The sequence below is a fragment of the Variovorax paradoxus genome, from assembly GCF_030811855.1.
In the GTDB taxonomy this organism is placed as follows: Bacteria; Pseudomonadota; Gammaproteobacteria; order Burkholderiales; family Burkholderiaceae_C; genus Variovorax; species Variovorax paradoxus_L.
Window position 1 is genome coordinate 129,128 of record NZ_JAUSRN010000013.1, and the last position, 14,465, is coordinate 143,592.

Annotated in this window: 11 protein-coding genes; 6 read left to right on the forward strand and 5 right to left on the reverse strand. The window is 64.6% G+C overall.

Translation table 11 applies throughout. From position 1 onward, the window contains the following. Positions 1-46: 46 nt before the first annotated feature. The 4 genes from J2X92_RS22515 to J2X92_RS22530 all read right to left on the reverse strand — a co-directional run bounded on the left by J2X92_RS22515 (position 47) and on the right by J2X92_RS22530 (position 6,506). A complete protein-coding gene (locus tag J2X92_RS22515) occupies positions 47-625 on the reverse strand; it encodes a hypothetical protein (protein ID WP_307578897.1) in 579 nt (192 codons plus the stop codon). Further along, complete coding sequence (locus J2X92_RS22520) at positions 622-3,744, reverse strand: RHS repeat-associated core domain-containing protein (RefSeq protein ID WP_307578899.1); 3,123 nt, start codon at positions 3,742-3,744, stop codon at positions 622-624. The genes J2X92_RS22515 and J2X92_RS22520 overlap by 4 nt, the downstream gene beginning before the upstream one ends. A gap of 118 nt (positions 3,745-3,862) precedes the next feature. Beyond that, positions 3,863-5,106 (reverse strand): IS3 family transposase gene (locus tag J2X92_RS22525; protein ID WP_307578901.1). Its coding sequence is split into 2 segments (ribosomal slippage): positions 3,863-4,809 and positions 4,809-5,106, totalling 1,245 coding nucleotides; the frame shifts between segments, so codons are not numbered across the junction. Between the two features lie 83 nt (positions 5,107-5,189). Further along, positions 5,190-6,506, reverse strand: a complete 1,317-nt coding sequence (locus tag J2X92_RS22530; RefSeq protein ID WP_307578903.1) for a DUF6531 domain-containing protein — start codon at positions 6,504-6,506, stop codon at positions 5,190-5,192. Between the two features lie 248 nt (positions 6,507-6,754). Here J2X92_RS22530 and J2X92_RS22535 point away from each other — a divergent pair, with 248 nt between their 5' ends. Then, positions 6,755-7,132: a nuclear transport factor 2 family protein gene (locus tag J2X92_RS22535; RefSeq protein ID WP_307578906.1), complete on the forward strand. Its 378-nt coding sequence runs from the start codon at positions 6,755-6,757 to the stop codon at positions 7,130-7,132. A 4-nt stretch (positions 7,133-7,136) separates the two neighbouring features. Here the strand turns inward: J2X92_RS22535 and J2X92_RS22540 are convergent, their stop codons facing one another. Further along, positions 7,137-8,279: a helix-turn-helix domain-containing protein gene (locus J2X92_RS22540; RefSeq protein ID WP_307578908.1), complete on the reverse strand. Its 1,143-nt coding sequence runs from the start codon at positions 8,277-8,279 to the stop codon at positions 7,137-7,139. Between the two features lie 181 nt (positions 8,280-8,460). Between J2X92_RS22540 and J2X92_RS22545 the strand changes: the two genes are divergently transcribed. The 5 genes from J2X92_RS22545 to J2X92_RS22565 are packed head-to-tail and all read left to right on the forward strand — an operon-like array spanning position 8,461 to position 14,436. Then, positions 8,461-8,958 carry a (2Fe-2S)-binding protein gene (locus J2X92_RS22545; protein WP_307578910.1) on the forward strand — a complete coding sequence of 166 codons (498 nt, stop codon included), beginning with the start codon at positions 8,461-8,463 and terminating at the stop codon, positions 8,956-8,958. Between the two features lie 13 nt (positions 8,959-8,971). Continuing rightward, entirely contained in the window at positions 8,972-11,422 is a 2,451-nt protein-coding gene (locus J2X92_RS22550; protein ID WP_307578912.1) for a xanthine dehydrogenase family protein molybdopterin-binding subunit, read from the forward strand. Positions 11,423-11,443: 21 nt separating this feature from the next. Then, complete coding sequence (locus tag J2X92_RS22555) at positions 11,444-12,235, forward strand: FAD binding domain-containing protein (protein ID WP_307578913.1); 792 nt, start codon at positions 11,444-11,446, stop codon at positions 12,233-12,235. 58 nt (positions 12,236-12,293) lie between these two features. After that, on the forward strand, positions 12,294-13,196 hold the full coding sequence (locus tag J2X92_RS22560) for an AAA family ATPase (protein WP_055799247.1): 903 nt from the start codon (positions 12,294-12,296) through the stop codon (positions 13,194-13,196). A 25-nt stretch (positions 13,197-13,221) separates the two neighbouring features. Then, complete coding sequence (locus J2X92_RS22565) at positions 13,222-14,436, forward strand: vWA domain-containing protein (RefSeq protein WP_307578916.1); 1,215 nt, start codon at positions 13,222-13,224, stop codon at positions 14,434-14,436. Positions 14,437-14,465 lie beyond the last annotated feature (29 nt).

The window sequence follows — 14,465 nt, forward strand, 5'->3', positions numbered from 1 at the left end:
GAGGGGCGCACAAAGTTACCCATTTGATAGCGTTAAGGCGGCACCTTCAAGCTGAATTTCCTTGCGGGGCAAGCATTTCTCGTGCCCTCAAACTGCCAAGAACTTCTGCAGCCCGCAACAGCGTCATTGAGCGCTCGCGATCATTTTTTTGCTCCACCATCGCGAGTTCCACCAGAGCTTGCGCACTCAGTCCTTGTGCGGCCGATTTGAGGACTTGCGACCGATCAAAGCCAAGTGGATTGTCATAACGGGTCTGTTCGTACATCTCCCAGAGTGCATCCGCATGCCCGGATTCGCCAGCGCGCTGAAGCAGATGCAAGGCATCTGCTTTGGTCACACCAAATCGCGCGTCCCAACAACAGCGCGCACCGGCGGCGTACAGATCGTCCGCGCTGGTCAGCGTTGGATGCATATCTTTCGCTCGCCGGATCCACTTGGCCACGATTTCAGCATCCGGCGAGACACCGCCATTTCCGAGGTCATAAACCGATAGGAAGTGAAGCATGGCGCCGTAGCAACCACGCTCGGCCAACGCTTCGAGCACGGTGCGACCAAGTGCGGCTACCTTGGCATCTTCATTACAGGCGAGCCAGTAAGCGTGTTCGACTGTCGAATTCGAGTTCATTCACGTCCCTTTGGCATGCCACTCATGATTCGAGGCAGCGTTAGTCGGAGTCTACGATTTTGCAAGCGATTACCGAGTTTCCCGTCATTGAAGACTTGGATCTGCGCACGCTTGATGTATTGCTTTTCGCCCTCAGTGAGCTTGTCCAATGCGTCTTTGAATGGGCCAGCACAGAGCTTCTCGTCACCCGGGTAAACAGCAAACGAGCCCGTCAAAAACCGCGGGCCTTCGTGCTTTCCGATGAACGTATGCACATGATGGCCCGCACCCGTTTTTGAGCCGTGCTCCGCGCGATAGTCAGTCGCTGGAGGGCCGGGATAGGCGACGACGGACACAGGGCCAACGTTGTAGATGGTTTCCAGTCCTTCGGGGTCCGTGAACAGCAACGGGTTGAGCTCAGCATAGGCGAACAGGTTCCAGCCAGCATCAAGACCGGTCGGATCGGGCTGTGTATAGCGTCCCGTCCTCGGGTCATAGGTGCGGTTGGCGTTGTAGAAGAGTCCCGTCTCGGAGTCCGCATACTGGCCCGGATACCGCAGGTTGAAGGTCACCGGGGTTGCGGTGGTTGCTCCGGTTGTCGGCACCGTCTCCGGCCCCGTGAACCGTTTTGCAGCGGTTGTGGGTGCGGTCTCCCCAAACGCCGAGTAAGCCCACTGCCACATCACTTGTCCGCTGCCGCTGGTGACGCGCCGCGGCGTATTCAGGTGGTCGCTGTGCACCGCATACACCACCCCGTTGATCACCGCCGCCACGGGCATCGGCCCGCTGGCCGTGGGCAGGTACACGTACTGCGTGTTGCCCCCACTGTTGGCCCCGCCCGTGCCCATCTCGGCCAGGAGCGTGCCGTCTTCGTCGTAGACGAAGGCATAGCCCAGCTTCTCCGCATCTACCATTGATGGCGTCCAGCCCTTCGCGAAGAACGCTGCCAGCGGGCTGCCCGTCGTGCCCTGCGCCGGATACACCGGCTCGGTCTTGAAGACCCGTTGACCCAGCGCGTTATGCGCATATCGCGTGGTCGGGCTGCTGTCGGTGCGGCCCACGGTGGCGCTGGAGAGGCGCCCTTCGGCGTCGTAGCTGAAGCCATTGAGTCCGTCGCTCGTCAGATCACGGTTCGCGTTGAAGGCATAGTTGACACTGGTGGTCGTGCTTCCTACCGTTTGACTGAAGCCAGTCGCTTGGTTGGTGTCGAACGAGGGCAGCGCGTAGGTTCTGCTCGTGCTTTGCGTTCCAATCCCTCTCGTGCTGGTCTTGCGGTTGCCATTGGCGTCGTAAGTGAAGCCGGCTGTGTTCGCTGGATTGGTCGCAGTGGCCGGGGTAATGACGTTGAAGCCAGTCATGCGTCCCGCGGGGTCATTGGTCACGCTCCAACTGGTGTTGGCATTGGTCACCGTGCTGTTGGTAATGACCGTGTCAGCGGGCCCGAAAAGGTTCTGAGTAAGACTCGTGATCCGCCCGGCGGCGTCGTAAGCGTAGCTGCTGAACTCGGTGGCGGTCATGCGCCCTGCCGTATCGTAGGTGCGCAGGGCGCCCAAGCTCGTAGCCGCATTGCTGTCGGCAAAGGCCCACTGCCACTTGAACGGCTGACCCAACGGGTTCCAGAAGATGTTGGTGACCAGGGGTTGGCCCGCCCAGTTCATCTGAATGAGGCGCCCGACCGCATCGTACGCATACGTGAGCACGCTGCCACCCGGATAAGTGACGCTGCCGGGCAGCCCGTTGGCCAGGTAGCTGTAGCTGACCTGCTGCACCGCGCCGCTGGCCAGGGTCTGCTTCTTGAGGGTGACGCGCCCGAAGGCGTCCCGGGTGTAGAGCGTGGTGGCGCTGCGGTCGGCGATGCTGGCGAGGTAGCCCTTGTTCACGCCAGCGGTGCCATAGGTGAGTGTGGTGGTCTTGCCGTCCGCGAAAGTGATCACGGTCGGGCGGCCCAGCAGGTCGCGCATCACGGCGGTGGACTGGCCGAGCGCATCGACGATGGTCTTGGGCAGGCCCAGGGTGTCGTAGGCGACTACGCGCTGGCCTGTGTCGGCGCTGTTCTCGATCGTGGCGTTGCCTTGGGCATCGCGGCCGTAGTTGGTGGTGACGCCCTTGAAATCCCTTGCTGCGGTGACGTCGTCCAGCGCGTTGTAGGCCAGGGTGGCCCTGGCATTGGCCGGGTCGGTGATGGTGGTGACGCGGCGCAAGCCATCCAGGCCGAGCTGGGTGGCCTGGTTCAGGCCATTGGCGGTCGTGATGCGTTCGCCATTGGCGTCATAAGCGAAGCTCACGCTCTGATTCACGCCATCGGTGGCGGTGCTGACGCGGTTGATGGCGTTGACGCTTCTCACCGTGGTCCAGGCGATGTTGCCGCCGCTGGTTTTAATCTGTTCGACCGTCCGGTTGCCCATGGCATCCAGGGTGAAGGTACCGGATTCGCCTTGCTTGTTGCGCCAACCCGTCAGGCGATGGGCGGCGTCGTAGGTGTAGCTGAACGCCTGGCCGGTGGGCAGCGCCAATGTGGCGAGGGTGCCGGTGGGGTTGTAGGTAAGCTGGGTGGTCTGCTGGCCGCCGACGGTCTGGCTCAACAGGCGGTCGCGGGCGTCCCATGAGTAGGTGGTGACCAAGCCATTGGGCGCGGTCTGGCTGAGCACGCGGTTGGCGCTGTCGTAGGTGTATGAGGTCACGTGGCTCAGCGGGCGCACAACGGTGAGCACGTTGCCTGACGTGTCATAGGTGAAGCTGGTGACCCCGCCGTTGGGGGCTGTCTCGGTCGCCACGAGGCCTTGCGGGTTGTAGGTCCAGCTTCGGGTCTTGGTGGTGCTGGGACTGACCAGGGTGTCGGTGACGGTTTCGCTGAGCTTGTTGCCCTGGGCGTCGTAGGTGAAGGCGGTCTTGCGGCCGGCTTCGGTAATGACGATCGGAAGACTGAAGGTAGCGTGCCATTGGGTGGTCGTCGTGCGTACCCCCGGCTCGTACAGCGCCTCGGTCACGCTTATTGGCAGGCGGCGGGACACGTCCCAGTCGGTGGTGGTCGTGATGCCCTTGAAATCGCGCTCTCTGGTAACAAGACCATTGGCATCCTGTACTCGGCTGGCGGCATCGGCTTCGCCAGTGCCCGAAGGAAGATAAGAGCCGTCCGTCACAAAGCTTGCCGAGGGTGATGCCGTAGCGGTAGGTGCGGCTGGTGCCTAAGGGGTCGACGATAACGGCCGAGCCCAAGTACGGATAGCTTGATCTTGCCCCCGTATTTCAGGACACGGGCTATTCGCAATGTAGCGTCTGCTCGATCTGAGCAAGGCGCTGGTGGGCAGCGCGATGCTGCCTGAACTCCCTGGGTGATTTCATCTTTAATGCCGAGTGCGGATGCACCTCATTGAAGTGCTCGAAGGCTGCGGCCATCTGCGCCATCACCGTTCTCGCATCGGCAAGGTCCATGCGGCTGACGTAGTCGCGCTTGAACGTGTTCACGAAGCTCTCGGCCATGCCGTTGCTCTGGGGGCTGCACACGGGCGTGTTGACTGGGCTCAGGCCCAGTTGTCGAGCGATCTGCCGGGTCTCGGCCGCGATGTAGGCGCCCCCGTTGTCCGAGAGGAACTCCAAGGCGTGGGTACTGGGAACACCCTCGACGCCGCCGAAGCGCTTCTCCACGGCCTCGATGAGCATTTCGCGCACCGGCTCGCCCGGCAGCCCTTTGCCCTCCCATGCCCGATAGGCCAGGATCTCACGGTCGCAGCAGTCCTTGGTGAAGGTCGCGGTCACGGTCTGCCCCGAATCACACTTGATCTCGAAGCCGTCCGAGCACCAGCGCATGTCGCTGTGCGCGACGGCCACCTTGCCCTCGTGGGGCCGGCTGGACTGGCGCCGTCTCGGCGCCTTCGGTAGCAGCAATGCATGAGCCGCCATCACGCGGTAGATGCGCTTGGCGTTCACTCGCGGCGCACCGATGGTGGCTCGATGCCGGTTCACCAACGCGCAGGCACGCCGGTAGCCATAGGTCGGCAACTCGGTGATCTGGGCTTTGATCTCGTCGAGCAAGGCCACGTCGCTTGCAGGCGCCGTGCGTCGTGTCCGGGCGTCGATCCAGGACTCGGGGCGAGCTTGCAAGCGATGAATGTTCGAGCGCGCCAACCCAAGGGCCTGGCAGACGGCCTTCACTGGCCGTCCCCGTCCAGCAAGGGCGAGCGCGCAATCCACTTTTTTTCTGCGGCGTACTCCACAGCTTCCTTGAGGATCTCGTTCTCCAGTGTCTTCTTGCCAAGCACGCGCTGTAGCTTGGCGATCTCGGCACGAGCGGCTGCCAGTTCCGAAGCCGGCACCACAGCCTCGCCCGCCGATACAGCCGTCAGCGCCCCTTGCCGCTCCAGCTTGCGCCACTGGAACAGCAGGCTGGCGGCAACGCCTTCCTGACGTGCGACGAGCGACACGCTCATGCCAGGTTCGTAGCTTCGACGAACCAGTGCGGCCTTCTCTGCAAGAGACCAGCGCCTGCGGCGCTGGTCTCTCATGATCACTTCGACGGTATCCGTATTCCTAGTCGTACTCACAGTCCTACTCCTATCTTTAAAGATAAGCGATAGACCGTGTCCTGTCATTCAAGGGGCCAGCTCAAGCTGACCTGATAGGTTTCGACGTTGCCGGCAAGCTGGGTGCTTATCGCCTTGCCTTGAGCGTCATAGGCGAAGGTGGCCCACCGTGCGTTTGTTTCGTCGAAGATGCCGGTGAGGGCTTGCGGAAATGAGGTGTTCTCGTAGACGAAGCTGCGGGTCTTGGCGTCGGGGTAAGTGACGACCGACAAGCGGCCCGCTGCGTCGTAGCTGTAGCCGAGGGTCTTGCCTCCCGGGGCGGTGACGTTGGCGAGTTTCCCCATACTGTTGTAGCTCAGAGTCAGGGTGCGGCCAAACGTGTTGCTGACCGTGCTCAGGCGGCCCGAACCATCGTAGGTATACGAAGTCGTCCAGCCGTTGCGAGCGACCTGGGTCTGGAGTTTGCCGGCCGCGTTGAAATTGAAAACAGTGTCATCGTCAGCACGTTTCCAGCTCCAGGCACCGGAACTGAGTTGCGTCAGCGTGTCTATGCTGTTGCTAGCGGTCCAGATGGAAGCGCCGGCAGCCTTGCTGAAGAGGCGAACGTAGCCTTCTGGCAGGGTCAGGGTGATGTCTCGCGGAGCGCCGAGCGGAGTGGCAGACAAGGTGTAGTTGTGGTTGTGAGTCCAGACTTGCCCCATAACCGCGGCGGAGCGGGAAGCATCGCTGGACCAGTTGCTGCGATATGTGCGAACGAACGAGAGAGGCGCGGGTCCTGAATCCACGATGTCGGATTCGGAGCGGTATTTCTCGCCCGTGGCAGGAAATATCGGGTAAGGCGTCGAAGCGCCAGCAATGGGCCGTTGGCATTGACCGCCAGATCGGCCTCGACTCAATGGATCGGCAACACTCGGCTCAGGAACACTGGCTACGCATGAGGAACTGTTTTCCTGATAACCCTCGTTCGTATTGCATGAGCACTGCGGAGGATTGCCCAAATTGGAAATCGTGCTGCCGACAGGGCAAACATATCTGTGCGCTGGGCCTATCGATTCCGCAATACGCTTTACGCCGGTAGCGCTATCTACGCTGTAGAAGTCGCAGAAGCCACTAGCTTCAACATACTGGGTGTAGCCCGTCTTCCCCGAGCCCACTTTTGCATTCCATGCTGAACTCATGCCTGCACACAACGCCGCTCTGTCGGTGCTCCATGAGGTTGGAGGTATTCCCCACAACACTTCCGTGTACATGTACTCTGTGGCGGCGGTTATGGACGCTAATGCATTGAGGCTCAGGCAGCACAGCAAACCAGCAATGACAAGTCCGGAAATCCGGCCCACCACTTGCGCACGCGCGCGCAGCAACACAGTCAATTTTTTCATGACTTACTCCCTTGCCTGTTTCGGCTGTTTTGATTGGGGCTGAATGTAGCAGCAGCTGAAGCTGAAACCGCTTTTGCGAAGTTGTGACGCGGGAGCAATCAATCGAATTGAACTGCCGCTCCTAACTGAATGGCGCAGCGGCCGCCGCGCTCCATGACCTGCGAGGTCATCGACGCCGCGCGCACGCGGCGCGACCATTCCTGCACCCCGCGATGTTGCGGGTATCGCTCTCGAAAGGAATCGTCATCATGAACATCGCCGCACACGACGCCGCCGCCATTGCCCAACGCTACATCGCCGTCTGGAACGAAACCGATGCCGCGCGTCGCGCCGCGCTGATCGAGGCCCACTGGACGGCCGACGCGCACTACGCCGATCCCATGGCACAGGCCAGCGGCCCCGAGCAGATCAGCGCGTTGGTCGGTGCCGTGCACCAGCGCTACCCGGGTTTTCGCTTCAACCTGTTCGGCAAGGCCGAGGCGCATGGCGACAACCTGCGGTTCTCGTGGACCCTGGGCCCGAGCGGCGCCGAAGACCTGATCCAGGGCACCGACTTCGCCCGGCTCGATGCGGGCAAGCTGCGCTCGGTGACCGGCTTCCTCGACAAGGTGCCAGTGGGCGCCTGAAGTTTCAGTCCGCCGACCCGGCGGCGCGGCCGCGCCAGAGCTTGCGGTAGACGGTAGCGCGGCTGATGCCGAGGGTGCGCGCGGCTTCGGCCACGTTGCCGCGGGCGTCGGTCACGGCCTTGCGAATGAGCGCGGTTTCGACGTCTCGCAGCAGGGGCCGGGCCTCGGGCGCCGCACTCGCCGGTCTCTTGCCGCCGCGCCGCGGCCGCACCTCGATGCGCAACCCGGACCAGAGCGGCACCTCGAGCACGGCCTCGCCACGCCGGGCCGCATCGAACAGCATCTCCAGCGGCAGCGCGAACAGGTCGTTGCAATGCAGGGTATTCGGGCCGCGCGTTGCGAGCGGCTGGTGCAGCATTTGCCGCGCTGCGGCATTGGCGCCTGTGACCTTGCCCTCAGCGTCGATGCATACCAGGCCCTCGGTGGCATCGTTGCCTACAGGACAGCCGGGCCACGAGAGATGCAGCCGCAACTCGCACGGTTCGTTCAGCACCAGCATGTTCTCGATGCTGCGCGCCGAGAGCGTGGCCAAGTGCCGCAGCTCCGGCCGCTCGACCACGTGCACGCCGGTCAGGTCGAGCATCCCGATGCAGTCGCCCCGCGGGCCGAAAAGCGGCGCCCCGGCGCAGCTGTAGACGCTGGTGTCTTCGAAGAAATGCTCGCCGCGGTGCAGCCACACCGATTCCTGCTCGGTCAGCGCGGTGCTGATGGCGCTGGTGCCGATCGCGCGCTCCGACAGGTCGACGCCGACGCGCGCGATGTTGCGGGCATGGCGGCTGGCGGCATCGGTGCCGTTGGGCAGTGGGCCCACGTCGACCACGATGCCGGCGGCGTCGGTCAGTACGGCGAAATACTGCGTGTCGGCAATCGCTCGGGAGAGCCGCTCGATGACCGGCCGGGCCGCCGCCACCAGCTTCCGGTTGTGCTCGGCGACGTGGCGAACCGCCGACCGGCCCACCGGTTCGAACTCCACGCGCTGCTGCGGCTGCCGCCCGGCTTCGATGCAGCGCTCCCAGGATCGGACGATCCATGGCTCGATGCGCACGCTGCCGCGGGAATGCGAACCTTCGCCGTGGATCAGCTCCCGGCGGGCCTCTGCAATGGCGAGCGAGCGCTCGGGCGGGGGCAGGACGAGGGGAGCGGGCATCGGGTCGGGTGTCTCGGACGAGGTCTTTTTCTTGATTCTTGCCGTTTGGCAAGTTGTTTCATTTTGAGAATTTCGCGCAAGCTGCGCAAGCGGCGAGGGTTTTGCCTAGGATAGTGCACGGGGCAGGCATCCAAGATGCCACTCGCTGAGCCAGCCATCACCTTCAACGGAGACAGCCAAAATGCAGGTAGCTTTCACGGTCAACGGCCGACCGGCCACGGTCGACGCACCCCCCAACACATTCCTGGTGCACGCCATCCGCGAGCATCTTCATCTCACCGGCACCCATGTCGGCTGCGACACCGCCCAGTGCGGCGCCTGCACCGTTCACGTGAACGGGCGCGCCGTCAAGTCCTGCAACGTACTGGTAGGGCAGGTGGCCGGTGCGGAAATCACCACCATCGAGGGCGTCGCCCAGCCGGACGGGACCATGCACCCCATGCAGGCGGCCTTCAAGGAGTGCCACGGCCTGCAGTGCGGGTTCTGCACCCCCGGGATGGTCATGAGCGCCATCGACCTGTGCACCCACCATCCAAAGTCGAGCGAAGCCGAGATCCGCGAGCTGCTCGACGGCAACCTGTGCCGCTGCACGGGCTACCAGAACATCGTCAAGGCCGTGAAGATGGGCGGCGAGGCGATGGCCTCGGGCACCCCGGTCAAGACAACTGCCACCGCCTGAAGGGAGCCACATCATGGGTGCTTCCGACTTCTCGAACCTGCCCCACATCGGTGAGGCGCTGCGGCGCAAGGAAGACTATCGCTTCCTGACCGGCGCAGGCAACTACACCGACGACATCACGCTGGCCAACCAGAGCCATGCGGTCTTCGTGCGCTCGCCGCACGCCCACGCGGTCATCAAGTCTGTCGACATTGCCGAGGCGCTGAAGATGCCCGGCGTGGTCGGTATCTTCAGCGGCAAGGACATCGAGGGAAAGATGGGCGGGCTGCCTTGCGGCTGGCTCATCAACAACCCCGACGGCACCCCCATGAAGGAGCCGATGCACCCGATCCTCGCGATCAATAAAGTGCGCTACGTGGGCGACCACGTGGCCATGGTGGTGGCCGAAACGGTCGAGCAGGCCAAGAACGCGGCCGAGGCCGTGGTGGTCGACTATGACGTGCTGCCCGCGCTGGTGAGCGTGGCCGACGCGGCCAAAACGGCCAGCGGCGTCACGCTGCACGACGAGGCGCCTGACAACCGGTGCTACAAGTGGGCGCTGGGCGACAAGGCCGCGGTCGATGCGGTGTTTGCCAATGCCGCGCACGTGACCAAGCTCGACCTGGTCAACAACCGGCTGGTGCCCAACCCGATCGAGCCGCGCGTAGCCATCGGCAGCTACAGCCGCGGCACCGACGACTACACGTTGTACGTGTCCAACCAGAACCCGCACGTAGAGCGCTTGCTGATGACCGCTTTTGTGCTGGGCCTGCCCGAGCACAAGGTGCGCGTGATCGCACCCGACGTGGGCGGCGGCTTCGGCTCCAAGATCTTCTTGTATGCCGAAGACGTGTGCCTGACCTGGGCCGCCAAGCAGCTCAACCGCAACATCAAGTGGACGGCGGAACGCTCCGAGTGCTTCCTGTCCGATGCGCATGGCCGCGACCACGTGAGCCATGCCGAGATGGCGCTGGACAAGGATGGCAAGTTCCTCGCGATGCGGGTGCACACCGACGCCAACCTGGGCGCCTACCTGTCGACCTTTGCGACCGCGGTGCCCACCATCCTCTACGCCACGCTGCTTGCGGGCCAGTACACCACGCCGCAGATCTACGTCGAGGTCGATGCGTGGTTCACCAACACGGCGCCGGTCGATGCCTACCGCGGCGCGGGGCGGCCCGAGGCCACCTACCTGCTCGAACGCCTCGTTTCGCGCTGCGCCTGGGAAATGAACCTGGGCCAGGACGAGATCCGCAAGCGCAACTTCATCACCACCTTCCCCTACCAGACGCCGGTGGCACTGCAGTACGACACGGGCGACTTCCATGCCTGCATGGACAAGGCCCGGGTGCTGGCCGATGTCGAAGGCTATGCCCAGCGCAAGGCCGCCACCGAGGCCAAGGGCAATCTGCGGGGTATCGGCTACTCGAGCTACATCGAGGCCTGCGGCATCGCGCCGTCGAACATCGCGGGGGCGCTGGGCGCGCGCGCGGGCTTGTTCGAATGCGGCGAAATCCGCGTGCACCCGACCGGCAGCGTGACGGTGTTCACCGGCTCGCACAGCCACGGTCAGGGGCACGAGACCACCTTTGCGCAAGTGGTGGCGGCGCGGCTGGGCATTCCGGTCGACAACGTCGACGTGGTGCATGGCGACACGGGCCGCGTGCCCTTCGGCATGGGCACCTACGGCTCGCGATCGATCTCGGTCGGCGGCGCGGCCATCATGAAGGCGCTCGACAAGATCGAGACCAAGGCCAAGAAGATTGCCGCGCACCTGATGGAGGCGAGCGACGCCGACATCGAGTTTGCCAACGGCGAGTTCACGGTCAAGGGCACCGACAAGAAGATCCCGTTCGGCCAAGTGGCGCTCACCGCCTACGTGCCGCACAACTATCCGCTCGACAAGCTCGAGCCCGGCCTTAACGAAACCGCCTTCTACGACCCGACCAACTTCACGTTCCCGGGCGGCACCTACATCTGCGAGGTTGAGGTCGACAAGCAGACCGGCGAGGTCCGCGTCGACCGCTTCACCGCGGTGGACGACTTCGGCACCATCATCAATCCAATGATCGTCGAGGGCCAGGTGCACGGCGGTCTGGTGCAGGGCATCGGCCAGGCGCTGCTCGAAAACTGCGTGTACGACAACGAGACCGGCCAGCTGCTCACCGGCAGCTTCATGGACTACGCCATGCCCAGGGCGGCCGATTTTCCGCAGTTCAAACTCGACACCGTGTGCACGCCGTGCACGCACAACCCGCTCGGCACCAAGGGCTGCGGCGAGGCAGGGGCCATCGGTTCGCCGCCGGCCGTGATCAACGCCGTGCTCGACGCGCTGGCGCCGCTCGGCGTCAAGGACCTCGACATGCCCGCATCGGCCAACCGCGTCTGGGAAGCCATGCAGAAAGGCAGCGGCAGCGACGCGAAAACCGCGCCGCCGCAAGAGCCCACGCTGGCCGCCAGCACCCAAGGCCGTCCCGCCCCCTGAACACAGAAGGAACCACACACCATGTACCCCTTCACACTCGAACGGCCCTCCACCGTGGCCGATGCGGCCAAGCTGGTCACCGCCGGCGCCAAGCCGCTGGCCGGCGGCCAGACGCTGCTCGCCTCCATGAAGCTCAGGCTCTCCGCGCCCGAGCGGCTCGTGGACCTTGGCGGCATCAAGGAACTCACCGGCATCAAGAAAGACGCTGGCACCATCACCATCGGCGCCATGTCGCGCCACCTCGACGTCGCCAACAACCCCGACGTGAAAGCCGCCTTCCCCGCACTGGCCGACCTGGCTTCGCGCATCGGCGACCGGCAGGTGCGCGCCATGGGCACCATCGGCGGCTCCGTGGCCAATAACGATCCCGCCGCCTGCTATCCCAGCGCGGTGCTGGGTTCCGGCGCTACCGTGATCACGTCGAAGCGAGAGATCGCGGCCGACGATTTTTTCCTGGGCCTCTTCACCACGGCGCTGGAAGAAGACGAGCTGATCACCGCGATCCGCTTTCCGATTCCCAAGCGCGCCGTGTATGAAAAGCTGCGCCAGAAGGCATCGAACTTTCCGCTCGTCGGCGTATTCCTCGCGCAGTACGACAGCGGCGTGCGGGTGGCGATCACCGGCGCCGGCAACGGCGTATTCCGGCATGCCGGGCTCGAAGATGCGCTCAACAAAAGCTTCACGGCGGCAGCTGCCGCAGCGGTGAAGATCGATGCGAGCGACCTCAACAGCGACCTGCATGCATCGGCCGCTTACCGTGCCAACCTGATCAGCGTGCTGACGCAGCGCGCGGTGACCAAGGCACTGGGCTGAAACAGCCGGGCGCCGACCGGAAGGCGCGGCATCCTCGCGTCTTCCGCTACGCTTTGCCATGATCTTCCCGACCATCGATTCCCTCTCCGCCGGTTTGATGCAGGCCGGCTACTTTGCCGATCGCCGCCTGGCCACGGCCGTGTTCCTTGCGCTCAAGCTGCAGCGCCCGCTGCTGCTCGAGGGCGAACCCGGCGTGGGCAAGACCGAACTGGCCAAGGCGCTGTCGAAAGCGCTCAACCGTGAGCTGCTGCGCCTGCAGTGCTACGACGGACTGGAGCAACGCGAAGCGCTTTACGAATGGAACTACGCCGCGCAATTGCTGCACATGCGCGCGGCGGAAGCCACCGGCGCGGCGCGCGATGTCGAAGCCGAGGTCTACCAGCCGCACTACCTGATCCGTCGCCCGCTGCTGCAGGCGCTGCAGACCCCCGCGCCCGGCGCCGTGCTGCTGATCGACGAGGTCGATCGCGCCGACGAACCCTTCGAGGCCTTCCTGCTCGAATACCTCGGTGAATACCAGGTCAGCATTCCCGAGCTCGGCACCGTGCGCGCCGTGGTGCCGCCGGTCACCATCCTCACCAGCAACCGCACGCGCGAGCTCAACGATGCGGTCAAGCGGCGCTGCCTTTATCACTGGCTCGACTACCCGGAGCGCGAACGCGAGCTGGCGATCGTGCGCGCGCAGGTGCCAGAGGCGGGCGAAAAGCTTTCGGCCCAGGTGGCCGCTTTTGTCGCCCGGCTGCGCGATGCGCCTTTCGTCAACGCTTTTCAGCGCGCACCCGGCATCGCGGAGAGCGTCGAGTGGGCGAGGGCGCTGATTGCGCTCGATACCGTCGAGCTCGATCCCGAAGTGGTGGTCGACACGGCCGGCATCCTGTTCAAGCAGCGCGACGACGTGGCCGCGCTCACGCGTGAACTCGCATCCGACCTGCTGAAGCCCGAGGAGCCGGTTGCGCCCTGAGCGCGGCCGAAGGTAGCGGCCGCCCATGACCGGCATCCAGCAACTCGGCGACGTACGCAGCGGCAAGCTGGCTGGCAACATCACCGCTTTTGGCCGCGCGCTGCGCCGGGCCGGCGTGCGCACCGATGCCATGCGCATCTCACTCGCTGCTGAAGCGGCCACGCTCGTGGGCGTGGAAAGCAGGCTTGACTTGAGTGCCGCAATGGAAGCCGTGATGGTGAGCCGCGAGCAGGACCGCATGGTGTTTCGCGAACTCTTCGATGCGTGGTTTCGCGATCCCGAGCTGGCCAACAAGCTGCTCGCGCAGATGCTGCCGAGCGCCGAGGGCAAGGCCGAGCCTTCAAAGCGGCGCCCGCGTGTGCGGGATGCGCTCACTGCGCCGCGCGATCCGGCCAAGCCCGCCGCGCCGGCCAAGCCAGACAAGGAGGTCGAGTTTGATGCGGCCATGACGTCGAGCGAGCGCCATCGCCTGCAGCATGCAGACTTCAACGCGCTCGGGGCGGCCGAGTACCGGCTGGTCGAACGGCTGGCACGCGACGTGACCTTGCCCATTCCCTCGCTGCCGTCGCGCCGGCTGCGCGTGGCGAGCGATGCGGGGCAGCAGCATGCGCGGATGCACTGGCCCGGCGTGCTGCACGAGGCGGCGCGCACGGGCGGCGAGATCCTGCGCCTGCCCAAGCTGAGCCGCCGTGAGCAGCCGCTGCCGCTCCTGGTGCTGGTCGACGTGTCGGGCTCGATGGAGCGCTATGCGCGGCTGCTGCTCGCGTTTCTGCACGCATCGACCCGGCGGGCCGGGCGGCGCGACGTGTTCGCATTCGGCACCCGGCTCACCGACCTGACGCCCGCCTTCAAGCTGGCCGACACCGATGCCATGCTGGGCGCCGCCAGCCTCGCCATCGACGATTTCGCAGGGGGCACACGGCTTGGCAGTTCGCTGGCCGAACTGCGCCGTGCGCATGCCCGTCGCCTGACGGGCCGCCGTACGCTGGTGCTGGTGATCAGCGACGGGCTCGACACCGGTGAGCCGGCGCTGCTCGAGAACGAGTTGCTCTGGCTCAAGCGCCACTCGCGCCGGCTGCTGTGGCTCAACCCGCTGCTGCGCTTCGAGGGCTACGCCCCTTTGGCCCGTGGGGCCAGCGTGCTGCACCGCCATGCAGACGCGATGCTGGCGGTCCACAATCTCAGTGCCCTCGAACAGCTGGCCGCCAGCCTCGCCGCCCTGATGCGGTCCAGCCGCTAGCGGCTCACAGAAAAGACAAAAGGAAACTC